Source organism: Clostridium sp. KNHs216 (assembly GCF_006714885.1).
Taxonomy (GTDB): domain Bacteria; phylum Bacillota; class Clostridia; order Oscillospirales; family Acutalibacteraceae; genus Caproiciproducens.
The window spans coordinates 1728482-1742214 of the sequence record NZ_VFMF01000001.1; the positions used below are offsets into that span (position 1 = coordinate 1728482).

Below are 13733 nucleotides of genomic sequence, written 5' to 3' on the forward strand. Positions count from 1 at the left end.
AAAACAGGGTGCCTGCTTATTGGGTTGCAGACACCCTGTTCTATTTGGAAGAGCTATTTTTCCTTATTTGTTATCAGCAATGCCGAACTAATCACTACAAACACGGAGCCAACATTATGCACCAGCGCCGCCGTTACGGGATTCAGCATTCCGACTGTCGATAAAATTACGGCAATTACGTTCCAGATCATCGCAACGGTAATATTGAAATTGATGCGCTTCATTGCCTTTTGGGCCATCCAGAAAAGGTAAGGAACCCGTTCAATATTATCACTGACAAGTACCGCGTCCGCGGCCTCCACGGCAATATCGCTGCCGACCCCGCCCATTGCGATCCCGGCATAGGCCGTTTTCAATGCGAGGGCATCGTTAATGCCGTCGCCGATCATGCAGATATTTTCCCCGCTGTTGCTGTATTCCTTGATCGCGTTCATTTTTTCTTCCGGCAGCATGTTGGGTTTTACGTCCTCAATTCCGACTTGTGAAGCAATGAATTTTGCGGTTGCCTCGTTATCTCCTGTCAGCAGGACGGGGCGTACCCCAAGGGATTTCAATTCCGCGATCATAGCCTTTGCGGTTTCCCGTAAAACGTCTGCCAGCGCGATAATGCCCGCAAAATGGCCGTCCACGCAGACATAAATAACGGTTGCTCCCTTTTGCAGATACCCGCCCGCCATCCGCAATGCCGAATCGGGAATATCAATCCCTTCCTGCTTTAGGTACTCCGCTTTCCCGGCCAGAATATTACGTCCGTCTGCTTTTGCGCCGACCCCCATGCCGGCTGCCAAAACAAATTCCTGTATCTCCTGCAGAGAGCCGCCCTGATTGAGATAATAGCTGAGAATCGCTTTCCCCAGAGGATGTTCGGAATGCTGTTCCGCCAGGGCGGCCAGCCTTAGCATTTCATCGGAACTGAGGGTGGAGTCGCAGCTTTCTACGCCGACCACTTCGGGTCTGCCGTGTGTGAGTGTTCCGGTTTTGTCAAAAGCCACGCGGTCGATTTTGGCGAAACGCTGCAGCGCATCGCCGGATCGGACAAGAATACCGAATTTCGTTGCGTTTCCGATGCCCGCCATCACTGCGGTCGGCGTTGCAAGGATAAACGCGCAGGGGCAGAATACAACCAGAACCGTGACAGCCCGGATCAGCTCACCTGTAAACAGCCATGTCAGCCCCGCCGCACCGAGAGCGACAACGACAAGCCATGTTGCCCAACGGTCCGCCAGCTTCACGATGGGCGCTTTGTTTACATCCGCATCTTCGGCAAGCTGAATCATCCGCTGGAGCGAGCTGTCGCCGCCGACCTTTGTGGCACGCATTTCAAAAGTGCCGAATTGGTTGATGGTCCCGCTTGTGACCTCATCGCCGACGGTTTTGTCAACAGGAATGGATTCGCCGGTCATGACGGACTGGTCGATAGATGTTTCGCCGGAAGTAACGATCCCGTCTACGGCAATCGTCTCGCCCGCAAAAACGACCAAAACGTCATCGACTTCCACATCGTCTGCGGGGATGATTTCCTCTTTGCCGTCCCTCTTGACCCTTGCCGTTTTCGGTGTCAGGTCTATGAGTTTTTCAATGCCCTTTCGTGCTTTTCGGGCGGTCACATCTTCAAGCAGCGTCCCAACCGCCATAATCATGGCGACCTCGCCCGCAGCGAAGTATTCACCAATGCCAATAGATGCAAGCAGTGCAATGGAAACCAGTACATCCGCTTTGATGTCATGTTCCGTAATTAAGGCGGTGACGGAGCCGACCACGATCGGGATGCCGCAAAGCAGGATGGCAACCCATGCAATATTGAACGGCAATACACTTTTCAGAGCTCCGGTCAGGCTCAATATCAGTGTGACCGCCGAAATAATCACAAAAAGAATGTTTCGCTTTTCTTCGCTGACGAACCATTCTTTGATTTTTTTCCACATAACGATATCTCCTTAAAACATGCTTGATTTTTTAGGAAAAAAGCGGTACTATCTATACAATACCGAACTATTTGTTCATTATTATTATACGATTCTACATGACACGCAACAAGAAACAGTTTCGATGAATTGTGCGGTATTGAACGATTTCAGGTATTTGTTCATTGGGAGGACGTTATGGACAGACGACAACAAAAAACAAGAGACGCGATTTTTGAGGCATTCAGCACACTGTTGTCCTCAAAAAGTTATACCAAGATTACCATACAGGAAATCATTGACGAAGCGAATGTCGGACGCAGCACGTTTTACTCCCATTTTGAGACAAAGGATGATTTGCTCAAGGAAATGTGTACCGATCTGTTCAGCCATGTTTTTTCCGAGAAACTAAATACGGAAAAAACTCATGACTTTTCGCTGGCCGGCGGCAATCCCGGCTCTATGATTACTCACATCCTGTATCATCTGAAGGATAATAAAAAGAATATTACAGGTATCCTCACTTCTGAAAGCGGCGAGCTTTTCCTGCACTTTTTCAAGCAGTATCTCAACGAGCTGATTATTCAGCATCTATTAATAGGCGTCGAACAAAAAAATAAAAACATACCGGAGGACTTTCTTGTGAACCACATTGCCGGCAGCTTTGTCGACATGGTGCAGTGGTGGCTTAAGAATAACATGAGACAATCCCCGGAGGAGTTGGCGAAATATTTTTTGTCCGTAATTATTCCGATCATTTAATAAAAGTAAAATCATAGAAAAAAAGCTGAGGCAAGAAATCTTGCCTCAGCTTTTGCTTATTTGGTTTCAAGGTCTTCTCTCCGTATTTGGTGGCTCGTATTCGTAATTGTTGGCGATTCCGTATTTTTTCATCTTTCTCCACAGTGTCGTGGTACTGATGCCCATCTCCCTGGCGACCGCTTTGTGGTTTCCGCCGCATTTTTTCAAAAGCTCTACGATGTCGGACACTTCCGGATATTTATACACGATAACGTGCTTTTCTCCGTTGGAAACTTTTATTTCAGGATATAATTCCTCCAGTAAACCTGTCACCATAGCCTGATCGATATTTTTTTTGTAAGTCGTAATAAAAAGTCTTTCACAAAAATTTTCCAGCTGAATCAGGTTTCCTTCCCATCCGTATTCCAGAATGACGGCCATCGCTTCGTCCGTCAGTGTGAGATGTGTGGAATATTTCTCCGTGAATTGCTTCAGATACTGTTTTACCATTTTTTCAATATCCTCTTTTCTTTCGCGGATCGGTGGAATATTCAGCGTAAGCGCATTGAGACTGTAATACAGGTCCTTTCTAAACGTCCCGTTTTTTACAAGCAGGCTAAGATCCCGATGTGTCCCCGCAATGATGCGGACATCATAACTCTTTTCACCGTTCAGATTGCCCGGCATGAGCCCCTGATAACATATTGTCCTGTAAAGCCCGTACTGACTGGCAAAATCCAGCCGTTCAATCTCGCCGATATAGACCGTGCCAAAATTGCATTTTTGAAGGATGCCGCTTGCGCCCCCCTCCCCGCCGTCAGAACCGGCAGTACTTCCGAAAAGATAACCGTATTGCTCTCTGTTGCCCATGGAACTGCAATTCACCATCAAAAACGGAAAATTCTTTCTTGCGCTGTGATTGTGGATGCACTGGGCAAAAAGCTCCTTTTCCGTTCCTTCTTCCCCATGAAGGAGGACAGGGTTCTTTGACAGCGCATATTTTTTTCCCAGCTCGATGCTTTGCCTCAATTGGGGCTCCAGTGTCCTTAAAGCGCCAAAATCAAGCTGTGCGATCCGTCCGGACAGATACATATTATGTATATTTTTATCCGTGAATTGCGAAACATTTTTGATTTTGCTGCAGGAAAGGATCGCGCCGGTAATTACCTGGTCGCACCGGATCGGCGCAACACAAAGAAGTAAAGGATTTCTTCGGATCCTGATCGAAGTGGAATAATTATCCCTTTCCCCCTTCAATATGCTTTCTATGGCATTGATGTCGATATCAGCAAGCTCATCGTCCAACTGCTTGCCGACGATTTCCGATTCCGATTTCCCCAGCAGTTCCTCCATGACACGGTTGACAATCAGGATGGTACGATAGCTGTCAATTTTGAGTATTCCGTTAAACGCAATGTCAAGCACGGTTTCAAACTGAGCCTGGCTGCTTTTTTCAATGTCGATCGCATAAGCCATTTTGGAAGCTATCTGCAGGGCGCCGCGCATGGAATCTTCCGTGGATTTCAGAAAAAGAGTCGGAATATGGTATTTTTCCACGCTCCGGATGACGTGATCGCCGCCCAGTATGATATCCGCGCCGTCTTTCACGGCATTCTCCACGGCTTGCTCCATTTCGTCAAAGCTATCGATGATATAGCAGTTCAGCTTGACGCCGAACAGCCTGTCGAAGCAGGAAATATCACTCATCATATTTTTCAGCGAGACGATCGCGATGCAGGGAATTTCCTTTTTAATGATTCTTTTGCTTTCCAAAACCAGAAGGCCTATCTCCTGAGCGGTCATTAAAATTTCCACGACCGGAATATTGGTATGAGTTTTAATCAGCTGTGCCTGCACGCCTCTGGCCACTATGATATTGGCTCCCTCTTCGATACACCTTCTGGCTTCGTCAACCGCGTCCACTGTTTCAATAATTCTGATAGTGTCAACATCAAACCGGTTTTCACGGATCACCTTTTCAGCCTGATCCTGCATATACTTTTTGGACAACAGCATCATTATCTTAGCCATGGAAAAATATCCTCCATCCCTTTTCATTCAACCGGCCGATTCCCACATTCCATTGAAACGCCCGAAGCCCCGCCTGGGAAGTCCGCAAGGACTCCCGGCCGCGAGGCTATTATAACATAAGCATGGTCAAAATTTCTGAGTTTTCTGCATTCAAATTCATTCTTTCATCAGGTGATTGGCGCCGGGTTAAAAATGCACAGATCATTGTGCAGCCCATAAACCTCGGCCCATGGCTTATAGGTTCCGCTGGCCGTATCAACAATCATCTGGAACAGCCGCGTCCCGACTTCGGGAATCGTGGCATTCCCGACCGCAATGTCCCCCGCCGAAAGATCGATCAGGTCTTTCCACATATCCTTAAGGTCGTTCCGGGAACAGACCTTGACAACCGGCGCCGCGGCGAGGCCATACGGAGTTCCCCGTCCCGTCATGAACACCTGAAGCGTGATGCCGGACGCAAGCTGACAGGGACCGCAGACAATATCGCTGGCCGGAGTAGCGGCGTAAATCATGCCGTGTTTTGTCGGGCGCTCCGCAGGGGACAGGACCTCCACGATCGGAGATTTCCCCGACTTTGCAATGGACCCCATTGCCTTTTCCACAATATTGGATAACCCGCCCTTTTTATTGCCGGGAGTGGGGTTCGCGGAACGGTCGACTCCTCCGTTTTCCAAATACCGGTCGTACCATTTCATCTCGTCGGCCAGCTTTTTCCCGACACTGTCGTCAATGCAGCGCTCCGCAATCAGGTGCACGCCGTCCCTTACCTCCGTCACCTCGGAAAACAGGACCGTCGCCCCCGCCTGGACCAGAAGGTCTGCTGCATATCCCGCGCTTGGATTTGCCGTCACGCCGGAAAACGCATCGCTGCCCCCGCACTGCATGCCGATGCACAGATCGGATAAAGGCAGCGTTTCTCTCTTTCGCGCGTTGAGTCGCTTAAGCTTTTGCTCGGCCATTTCCATAATGGAGTCCATCATGGCCTGAAATCCGGATTTATCCTGCAGCGCGATAACATTTTCCGGTTTGATGTCGCCGCTGTCCAAAAGCATTTCCACAGTCAGTTTCTCACAGCCCAGCGCGACCACCATCACTTCTCCCCCGAAGTTCGGATGCCTGACCAGATTGCGCAGCGCCCGTATCGGCACCCTGGCTTCCGGAGCATTGATTGCCACCCCGCAGCCATAGGCATGGTTGATCGGCACAATGCCGTCCACGTTCGGGTACTTTGGAAGAAGTTCCTCCCTCATCCTTTTAACGGCAACGTTAAGGACGCCGGTCACACACTGAACCGTTGTGCTTATGCCAAGGATATTGCGCGTACCCGCGTATCCGCCGTCGGGATTCCGATAGCCCTCAAAGGTTATCACCGGCGCTTGAGGCAGGTCGCTGACCAGATTGGTTCCAAACGCCATATCGTCCAGCTCCGGTAGAACGGGAAGCTGAAGCATATGCTCATTGATCCAATCCCCTTTTTTTATGCCGCTCAAAGCATATCCCAGCACTACGCCGTACCGGTGGATTTCTCCTCCTTCCGGGATATCGCACAGCGCTATTTTGTGTCCCTGAGGAATATTTTGATTGGCAAAAACGCCATCCGCCGCCTCCGTTCCCGCCGGAATTTCATGGATAGCAATGGCGACATTATCTCTGTCGTTGATTTTGATTACCCTTTTCTGAGACATAGCTCCTCCTTCCATTTCTATGCCGGATATACCGTAGAAAAGTCAGCAATTGCTCTTGCGGCACAACAAAGCCGCCGGGGATTCCGGTCAGATGGGAGGGACCGGAAACCGATAAACAGAGAATCCCCACGGCTCAAAAAAGGCTGCCGCAAAACCGGCCCGGCCCGGGCCGTCAAATGCATTCACCTTACCAGGCAGGGCTTTTTCGCATCGTATTTCCAGCCCGGGATCAGATATTGCATTCCCAGCGCATCGTCGCGCGCGCCAAGGCAATTTTCAAGGTAAACACGATGTGCTTTTTCCACCTGTTCCCTGTCGACTTCTATGCCAAGTCCGGGCTTAGCCGGAATTTCTATGCATCCGTCAACGATCTGGAACGGCTCCTTGGTAAGCCTTTCGATCCCCTCCTGCCAGATCCAATGGGTATCGATCGCATTGATCTTTCCGGGGGCCGCGGCGCCGCAATGGGCGACCATCGCAAGGGAAATATCGAAATGATTGTTGGAATGCGCTCCCCAGGTCAGGCCGAAATCGTTGCAAAGCTGGGCCACCCGGACAGAGCCCCGCATCGTCCAGAAATGGGGGTCCGCCAGCGGGATATCAACGGACTGAAGCACAACGGAATGGCTCACCTGCCTCCAGTCCGTAGCAATCATATTGGTCGCCGTCGGAAGACCCGTAGCGCGCCGGAACTCAGCCAGTATCTCACGTCCGGAATATACACCTTCCGCTCCGCACGGGTCCTCGCAATAGGTCAGGATACCGTGCATGTCTTTGCAAAGTTCGATTGCTTCTTTTAAACTCCAGGCCCCGTTGGGGTCAAGAGTGATCCTGGCTTCCGGAAAAGCCTGTTTCAGCGCACGGATGGCTTTGATTTCCTCTTTCCCTTCCAGCACGCCGCCTTTCAGTTTAAAATCCCGGAAACCATACTTTTTCTGAGTCGCCTTTGCAAGTTCGACTATGGATTCGGGAGTAAGCGCTTCTTCATGGCGGAGCCTGTACCAGCCGCAATTCGAATCCGGTTCGGAAGCGTATGCCAGATCCGTTTTTTTCCTGTCACCTATATAAAACAGATATCCCAGGAAAGGGACCTTATTTCTTACCATGCCATCCCCCAAAAGCGCGGCCACGGGTACCCCGAGAGATTTTCCCAAAAGGTCGAGCAGAGGCGCCTCGATCGCCGTGAGGACATGGATGCCCGTCCTCTGGTCAAAAGTCTGGTTTCCCCTTACGTCCGCCTCGTTTCTGCTTTCCAGCTTAGCCTTTACCTTCAGTAGCGTATTCTTATACTCTCCCAGATTCGTACCGATGACCAGCTCTTTTACCTCTTCCAGCGCATCGGTGATTTTCTTTCCGCCGGGGACTTCCCCCGCACCCGTCGCACCGCTGCTGTCCGTAAGAATAACGACGTTCCTTGTAAAATAAGGCGCGTGCGCTCCGCTCAGATTCAGTTCCATGGAATCTCTTCCCGCGACCGGAAATACTTCCATGTTTTCAATCGTTATTTTCATTCTCTTTTCCTCCCATATATTCTGTTAAATAAAACCATCATGAGCCCATACTATATCGCTTTTACATTTTTTGTAACGATCACGCTGCTGCCTGAATCCAGCACGTTCCGAATCGCCACCTGCCCCGCCCTCGCCGGCGCCTTGAGCTTGACCCTTTTGATTTCCTCCATGACGTCGAATATTTTATCCTTCGGAACCATTCTGTCCAGACGGACGCTGGCAAGCGGCAGTTCCCCGTTTTCCACAAGCACGGAAGAAGCAATGTTACGCTGCGGATCCGTCACCTCCTGCCGTACATACTCCTCGCCTTTCGGGCAGGAAGCCCCGTCTATCGAAATCACCTTTTCATCTTCGGTCTGCACCTTGATCTCACAGCCGTTTGGACAAAGGATGCACGTATATTCTCTTAACATGTCACGGCCACCTCCAAATCCGCCCGATCACTTAAGGCTTCTTTTCGCAGCGGCACCTGAATCATGCTTGCAGGCAATGCCTTTTTCATTTTCACTGTCTTTTTTACCTCTCCGTTCTGGGAAATTCTGATCTCGCAGTTTCTCATAGGCTTTTTCACCCGCAGGGAGAGGACAAAATCTTTTTTTCCGCTGATTTTCTGCGGGACCGTATAGACGATGTTGCCGTCCGTCCTGACATTCAGCCCGCATGCCTCCAGCGAATTGCACGAAACGTACCGTGCCGCCGCATCCGCCATTCTTTCCGCTTCCGTTGAAACAAAGTCAACCAGATCGTGTACCTGCAGCACGTTCCCTGCGGCAAAAATCCCTTTCACATTCGTCTGACCATTTTCATCGACCACCGCACCCTTGGTACGGCCGTCAAGATCGATCCCCGCCGCCAGAGACAATTCATTTTCAGGGATCAGCCCGACCGACAAAATCAAGGTATCGCAGGAATAGTCCTTTTCCGTTCCCGGAATTACCTTCCTTTGTTCGTCGACCCTCGCGACCGTAACGCCCTCCAGACGGGAGGTTCCTTTGATCTGCGTAATGGTATGGCTTAAACAGAGCGGAATTCCATAATCATTCAGGCACTGTTCGATATTTCTCGGCAAACCGCTGGGATAAGGCTGAATTTCGAATACCGCCTTTACCTTTGCTCCCTCCAGCGTCAGTCTTCGGGCCATGATCATCCCGATGTCCCCCGACCCCAGAATGACCACTTCTTTGCCGACCATTTTATTATTCAAATTGATATAGGACTGGGCGACGCCCGCCGTGTAGATGCCGGACGGTCTTGTTCCCGGAATGCTGATGGCTCCCCGTGTCCTCTCTCTGCATCCCATGGTCAGAACAACCGCTTTGGCCCGGTACTCAAGGATTCCCTTTGGAGATACCGCGCGCACCGTTTTATTACAGGTAATGTCAATCACGGTTGCATTGGTTATGTAAGGAATCCCAAGCTCTTCCACTTCATCAATAAAGCGCTGGGCATATTCCGGTCCGCTTAAGGTCTGTTGAAACCGGGTCAGTCCGAATCCGTCATGGATGCACTGGCGCAGGATTCCCCCCAAGCTCCTTTCACGCTCTATAATCAGGAGGTCCTTGATCCCTTTTTTATATAATTCGACCGCTGCGGCAAGCCCGGCGGGGCCACCTCCGATAATAATGACGTCTCTCTGCTGAACAGCCATTATTTTCTCACCTTCCCAGTAAACATATAAGAATTTTTGCGAGAATAAAGGATTTCCGTTTCTTTTTTCTGCTGCTCTTCTTCAATCATTTTTGTAATCCGCATCTCACAGTAGCCGCCCTGGCATCTTCCCATGGTCGCCCGCGTCCTGTTTTTTATACTCTCCACAGTACAGGCGCCCAAGGGATTGTGAATCGCTGCCAAAATCTCCGACCTGGTGACATTTTCACAGCGGCAGACGATTTCCCCGTAATTCGGGTCTTTTTTAATCAGCTCTTCTTTCTCCGCCAGGCTCATTCTGCTGAATTTGCGGACCGCTTTGCGGATCGGGTTAAAATTCGGGTTCGGCTTCAGTTCCTCTCTGGCCGCCATCAGGGCGACGGCTCTTCTGGCCAGCGGAAGCGCGCTCGTAAGCCCCGGGGACTCGATCCCAACCAGATTAACGGTATTCGGTGCCTCATCCCTGGCTTCGCATACAAAGTCAAGGACCTCCCCGGTTTCCGGATCGACCCGTTTTGCCCGGATCCCCGCAAAATTTCTGATAAAGTATTCGCGATTAACGTACCGGAACATTTTGCTTCCGTCTTCTAAAAGCCCTTCAATATGTTTACTGGTAACGCCGAAATCCTCGAAATCCTCCGTTATATAGGAATCCGGTCCGATCAGTACATTGCCGTCCACAGTGGGAACCGCATGGGTGGCGAATCCTCCGTTCTCATTCGGAGCCGGATAAACGGGCATATTGATAAAGGCCCCGGCTTTTTTATCCAGGACGATGTATTCTCCCTTGAACCCGCGGATGACATAGCCGCCGATTCCGAGCATGTTTGAAATGACCCCGCTGTATAATCCGGCGCAGTTCACGACCCATCTCGTTTTGAAAACGTCCCTCTCCGTTTTGACCGCATAGATTCCGTCCGTGCGTCCGATCCCTGTCACACACTGGTCAAAAAAGAAACTGACACCGTTTGCTTTTGCATTCTCGGCCAATGCGATGTTATAGGCGATCGGGTCCAAAATTCCGGAATTCGGAGAATACATCGCAAATTCTCCTCCGGCGCTGGGGTCCAGCTCCTGCAGCCTTTTTTTGTCGATGATCTCAAGCCCGACGGCCCCGTTCGCCTCTCCCCGCGCCTGAAACCGTTTCAGGCTGGCCATATCCTTTTCATTGAATCCGACCACCACTTTTCCACAACGGCGAAACGGAACGTCCAGTTCCCTGGCCACCCGGTCGAATTCCCGGTTTCCTTCCACACAGCACTGCGCTTTCAGAGAACCTGTTTTATAAGTAAATCCGCCATGCAGCACCCCGGAGTTTCTCCCCGAATTTCCACAGGCAACATCCATTTCCTTTTCCAGAACACCGATTTTCAACTGATATCTCGCCATTTCTCTGGCGACTGCGCTCCCCACGGCGCCGGCGCCAATAATCAGCACATCAAATTGCTGCGTCATATATCTTCATTCCTTCCTCCAAAAGCAATTCCCGCCGCGCCTTCCCCCAAAAATGGAGAAAAGAAGCCCCGGACGGGCGATACAGCACGGGTTCTATACCGTCAAATAAGGGGTCGTTAACCTCTCCTGTTCGTCGAACGCCAGTACCTCCGGTTTATCCAAAGCCTCCACGCCCTTAAACTCGTAATTCTTTACCCTTTCATAATATTCTTCCGAAAGCATGATCTCTGAAATATGAAGGCTGTTGGGAATTCTCACCATCCGGACACGATTTTTGTCCACCTTATTCAACGTGCGGATGCAGAGCGAAACTGCTTCTTTCTCTGTCGCCACCACCACTGGAATCATAGCGGACCGGAGCACCGTGCTGGTAATACAGTTCGGATACATTGCCTCCGGATCAATCTGCTCAAAAATTTCTTTGGTGATGCAGCTGGCCAGACCGACGCCCAGGGCGTTGCCATGAGATACCTCGCTCAGCCTTAAAAAACAGGTCCTCTGAACCTTTAGCCCTCCCGTCGCATAAGGAGTGGAAAATGTCCCTGTAATATTGGGGTCGGTCCCTGTCCCACTGTAATTCTTACCGATTTCGTCTACCACAAGGACATCGGCACTTCCGACCAGAATGGACGGCATATTGGAAAAAGCAAATTGTAAAAGCTCTGCTTCTCTTGTCAGGATATTTTCCGGGGCAATCGCTTCAATCAGGCAGGTTTCGTCATAGGCGTTTTCCACACAGGGAACCGCAAACAAAATCGGGGCCTTTTCCAGTACTACCTTCGCCATGGAGGGAATGTTTTGCGCAATCCGGTCCATTCCATCGCTGTGGACCTCTTCCGCTCCCTTCTGCTTGCCCAGCCCCACAGTCATCATCTTGCACGGCCCGCTCTCCACCGTTCCGCGAAAGGCATTATGCGGCTTGAGCCTGCAGGAAATGATAACACCGTCGGCACCATATGCATTTTTGTCCATGTAGACGGTCCTTCCGGTATCGGAGACTCCCAGCTTTACGACTTCCATGGAGGAACGGATCTCGCAGCCCATAGATTCCTCCGTGATTCCGAACCCGGCCAGCATATCCTTCTGACCCTGCGCATTCGCTCCGCCATGGCTCCCCATGGCGGGAACGATAAAAGGAACCGCTCCTTTCAATTTGACAAAATCGGCGATTGCCTTTGTAATGATATTCACATTGCGTATTCCCCGGCTGCCCGCCGTAATGGCGATCTGCATGCCGGGCCTGATTTTGGAACCGAACTCCGGCTTAGACAATTCGCGGCTGATCAGCGGCGGAATATCCCGGGGGTCAATCCGGTCTTTTGGGAACTCCTGCTTTGCATGAAACATTTTCGGTATCGGGACGGTCTTCAGCAGAGCGGAAACCGTCCCCCCTTTTACTATCTGCATTCTCTCGCTCCTCTCTTCCATTCATTACCGGCTATGAGCAAAACCCAAAGGATACAGGAATCATGGAATCGCAGCTTCAAATAATTGCAGCATGCCGGCGCTGTCAAAGGGCAAATCCTCGAAATCGGACAGCCTTTCCATGCGCTCCGGTTCCGATACAGCCGCCCACGCCGCCCTGGAGAGCCAAATTTCTTCCAGCGACCGGGTGCTGCGGATAACGGCCAGTTTCAGGTCCTGGGGCCGGATTTGTCCCGCCGCCTTGACGCAGGCCTGAAAAACCAGTTTATCCGTTGCGAGCGTCGGGGGGATGTTCGCAAGAAATGGCTTCATCCCCGTCAGGGAATTGATGATCGTATATTCCTCGTCGATTGCGTCGCGCAGTCTGCGGCTGATAAAATCCGCCATGCCGCATCCGCTGGCGTTTCCTCTGGAAAAGCCGGTCATGCGCAGCACTCCGAGCGCCTCCACATGAGGGCCGGTATTTGGCAGGCGGTTGATGGGCCTCCCCACAATCGCCGGGTCCATACCCGTCCCGGAAATCTCTTTTCCCTGTTCAAAGACTACCAGGGCATCGATTTTATCCAGATAAATGCGGGGAATCATCCCTATGGCGCGTTTCAGAATTTCCGGTTCCGTTTCCGGTATCTCTTCTTTCCGGGAAACATAGACATCCGCCAGCTGTTCATATCCGTTCTCAATAACGGATATTCCGCCGACGATTTTCAAATGCTTCAGCGCAGTCAGTCCGACACGCACCATATTCTCACCAAGAAAGGGCGTCCCAAGGCTGTGCGTCATGGCGCAGCCCTTGTGCTTGGCAAGGCCGATCGCCATCATTTTGATAAGGCCGCTTTGGTATTTTTCGCGAATAGAGGTATGGGTTTTAACACGGTTGAGCAGCAGAATCCCATCGGCTTCCACGGCATTTTTATCGATATATACCGGGAGCCCCAGCTCGGTTCTTGTCACCTCGACAACGTCCATGCAGGAAATGATCGGAGCGCCCACCGCCGCCTCTGTGATTCCCAGTTCCCGAAGCATCGCTTCCTGCCCTTCCGCCGTGCCGCCGCCATGGCTTCCCATAGCGGGCACGATAAAGGGGATTCCCCCCTTCTCTTTGACATAAGCCACGGCTGTGCGCATAATGCGCTGATATTCGGCGATGCCGCGGCTGCTCCCTGTTATGGCAATACGGTCGCCTTTTTGAATCGGCAGATTCTTCCCGCGCAATAACCCGAGCAGTTTTTCTTCCAGATTTTCCAACAGCGTCCGGTCAAACAGCTGCCGGACCTTCGCCATTTTGGGGATTTCGTAGCCTTCCAGCATTTCATTCAATTTCGCCAATGCATTTC

Annotated in this window: 10 protein-coding genes; 1 reads left to right on the top strand and 9 read right to left on the bottom strand. The window is 51.1% G+C overall.

From position 1 onward, the window contains the following. Positions 1 to 53: 53 nt before the first annotated feature. The gene (locus LY85_RS08375) at positions 54 to 1925 is read right to left on the bottom strand and encodes a cation-translocating P-type ATPase (protein WP_141826270.1); all 1872 of its coding nucleotides are present in this window, start codon (positions 1923 to 1925) and stop codon (positions 54 to 56) included. 177 nt (positions 1926 to 2102) lie between these two features. Between LY85_RS08375 and LY85_RS08380 the strand changes: the two genes are divergently transcribed. Continuing rightward, positions 2103 to 2666, top strand: coding sequence for a TetR/AcrR family transcriptional regulator (locus LY85_RS08380; protein WP_141826271.1), 564 nt, complete (start codon positions 2103 to 2105; stop codon positions 2664 to 2666). Positions 2667 to 2732: 66 nt separating this feature from the next. Here the strand turns inward: LY85_RS08380 and LY85_RS08385 are convergent, their stop codons facing one another. The 8 genes from LY85_RS08385 to LY85_RS08420 form a co-directional block, all read right to left on the bottom strand. Next, positions 2733 to 4676 carry a sigma 54-interacting transcriptional regulator gene (locus LY85_RS08385; RefSeq protein WP_185741160.1) on the bottom strand — a complete coding sequence of 648 codons (1944 nt, stop codon included), beginning with the start codon at positions 4674 to 4676 and terminating at the stop codon, positions 2733 to 2735. Positions 4677 to 4843: 167 nt separating this feature from the next. Next, on the bottom strand, positions 4844 to 6361 hold the full coding sequence (garD, locus tag LY85_RS08390; RefSeq protein ID WP_141826273.1) for a galactarate dehydratase: 1518 nt from the start codon (positions 6359 to 6361) through the stop codon (positions 4844 to 4846). Positions 6362 to 6543: 182 nt separating this feature from the next. Then, positions 6544 to 7872 (bottom strand): enolase C-terminal domain-like protein, encoded by a 1329-nt coding sequence (locus tag LY85_RS08395; RefSeq protein ID WP_141826274.1) that lies wholly within the window; start codon positions 7870 to 7872, stop codon positions 6544 to 6546. A gap of 50 nt (positions 7873 to 7922) precedes the next feature. Beyond that, entirely contained in the window at positions 7923 to 8285 is a 363-nt protein-coding gene (locus LY85_RS08400) for a DUF1667 domain-containing protein (protein ID WP_141826275.1), read from the bottom strand. Next, positions 8279 to 9520: an FAD-dependent oxidoreductase gene (locus tag LY85_RS08405; RefSeq protein ID WP_141826276.1), complete on the bottom strand. Its 1242-nt coding sequence runs from the start codon at positions 9518 to 9520 to the stop codon at positions 8279 to 8281. The genes LY85_RS08400 and LY85_RS08405 overlap by 7 nt, the downstream gene beginning before the upstream one ends. Then, positions 9520 to 10974 (bottom strand): NAD(P)/FAD-dependent oxidoreductase, encoded by a 1455-nt coding sequence (locus tag LY85_RS08410; RefSeq protein ID WP_141826277.1) that lies wholly within the window; start codon positions 10972 to 10974, stop codon positions 9520 to 9522. Before LY85_RS08410 ends, LY85_RS08405 begins: the two co-directional genes overlap by 1 nt. A 93-nt stretch (positions 10975 to 11067) precedes the next feature. Further along, positions 11068 to 12381: a DUF362 domain-containing protein gene (locus tag LY85_RS08415; RefSeq protein ID WP_141826278.1), complete on the bottom strand. Its 1314-nt coding sequence runs from the start codon at positions 12379 to 12381 to the stop codon at positions 11068 to 11070. 60 nt (positions 12382 to 12441) lie between these two features. Beyond that, complete coding sequence (locus LY85_RS08420; protein WP_243122512.1) at positions 12442 to 13725, bottom strand: DUF362 domain-containing protein; 1284 nt, start codon at positions 13723 to 13725, stop codon at positions 12442 to 12444. Positions 13726 to 13733: the final 8 nt, after the last annotated feature.

Excerpts from the sequence above, each read along its gene's own strand:
- LY85_RS08395 (WP_141826274.1), bottom strand. The coding sequence starts at position 7,872 with ATGAAAATAACGATTGAAAACATGGAAGTATTTCCGGTCGCGGGAAGA.
- LY85_RS08385 (WP_185741160.1), bottom strand. The coding sequence starts at position 4,676 with ATGGCTAAGATAATGATGCTGTTGTCCAAAAAGTATATGCAGGATCAG.
- LY85_RS08380 (WP_141826271.1), top strand. The coding sequence starts at position 2,103 with ATGGACAGACGACAACAAAAAACAAGAGACGCGATTTTTGAGGCATTC.
- LY85_RS08375 (WP_141826270.1), bottom strand. The coding sequence starts at position 1,925 with ATGTGGAAAAAAATCAAAGAATGGTTCGTCAGCGAAGAAAAGCGAAAC.
- LY85_RS08400 (WP_141826275.1), bottom strand. The coding sequence starts at position 8,285 with ATGTTAAGAGAATATACGTGCATCCTTTGTCCAAACGGCTGTGAGATC.
- LY85_RS08405 (WP_141826276.1), bottom strand. The coding sequence starts at position 9,520 with ATGGCTGTTCAGCAGAGAGACGTCATTATTATCGGAGGTGGCCCCGCC.
- LY85_RS08410 (WP_141826277.1), bottom strand. The coding sequence starts at position 10,974 with ATGACGCAGCAATTTGATGTGCTGATTATTGGCGCCGGCGCCGTGGGG.
- LY85_RS08415 (WP_141826278.1), bottom strand. The coding sequence starts at position 12,381 with ATGCAGATAGTAAAAGGGGGGACGGTTTCCGCTCTGCTGAAGACCGTC.
- garD (WP_141826273.1), bottom strand. The coding sequence starts at position 6,361 with ATGTCTCAGAAAAGGGTAATCAAAATCAACGACAGAGATAATGTCGCC.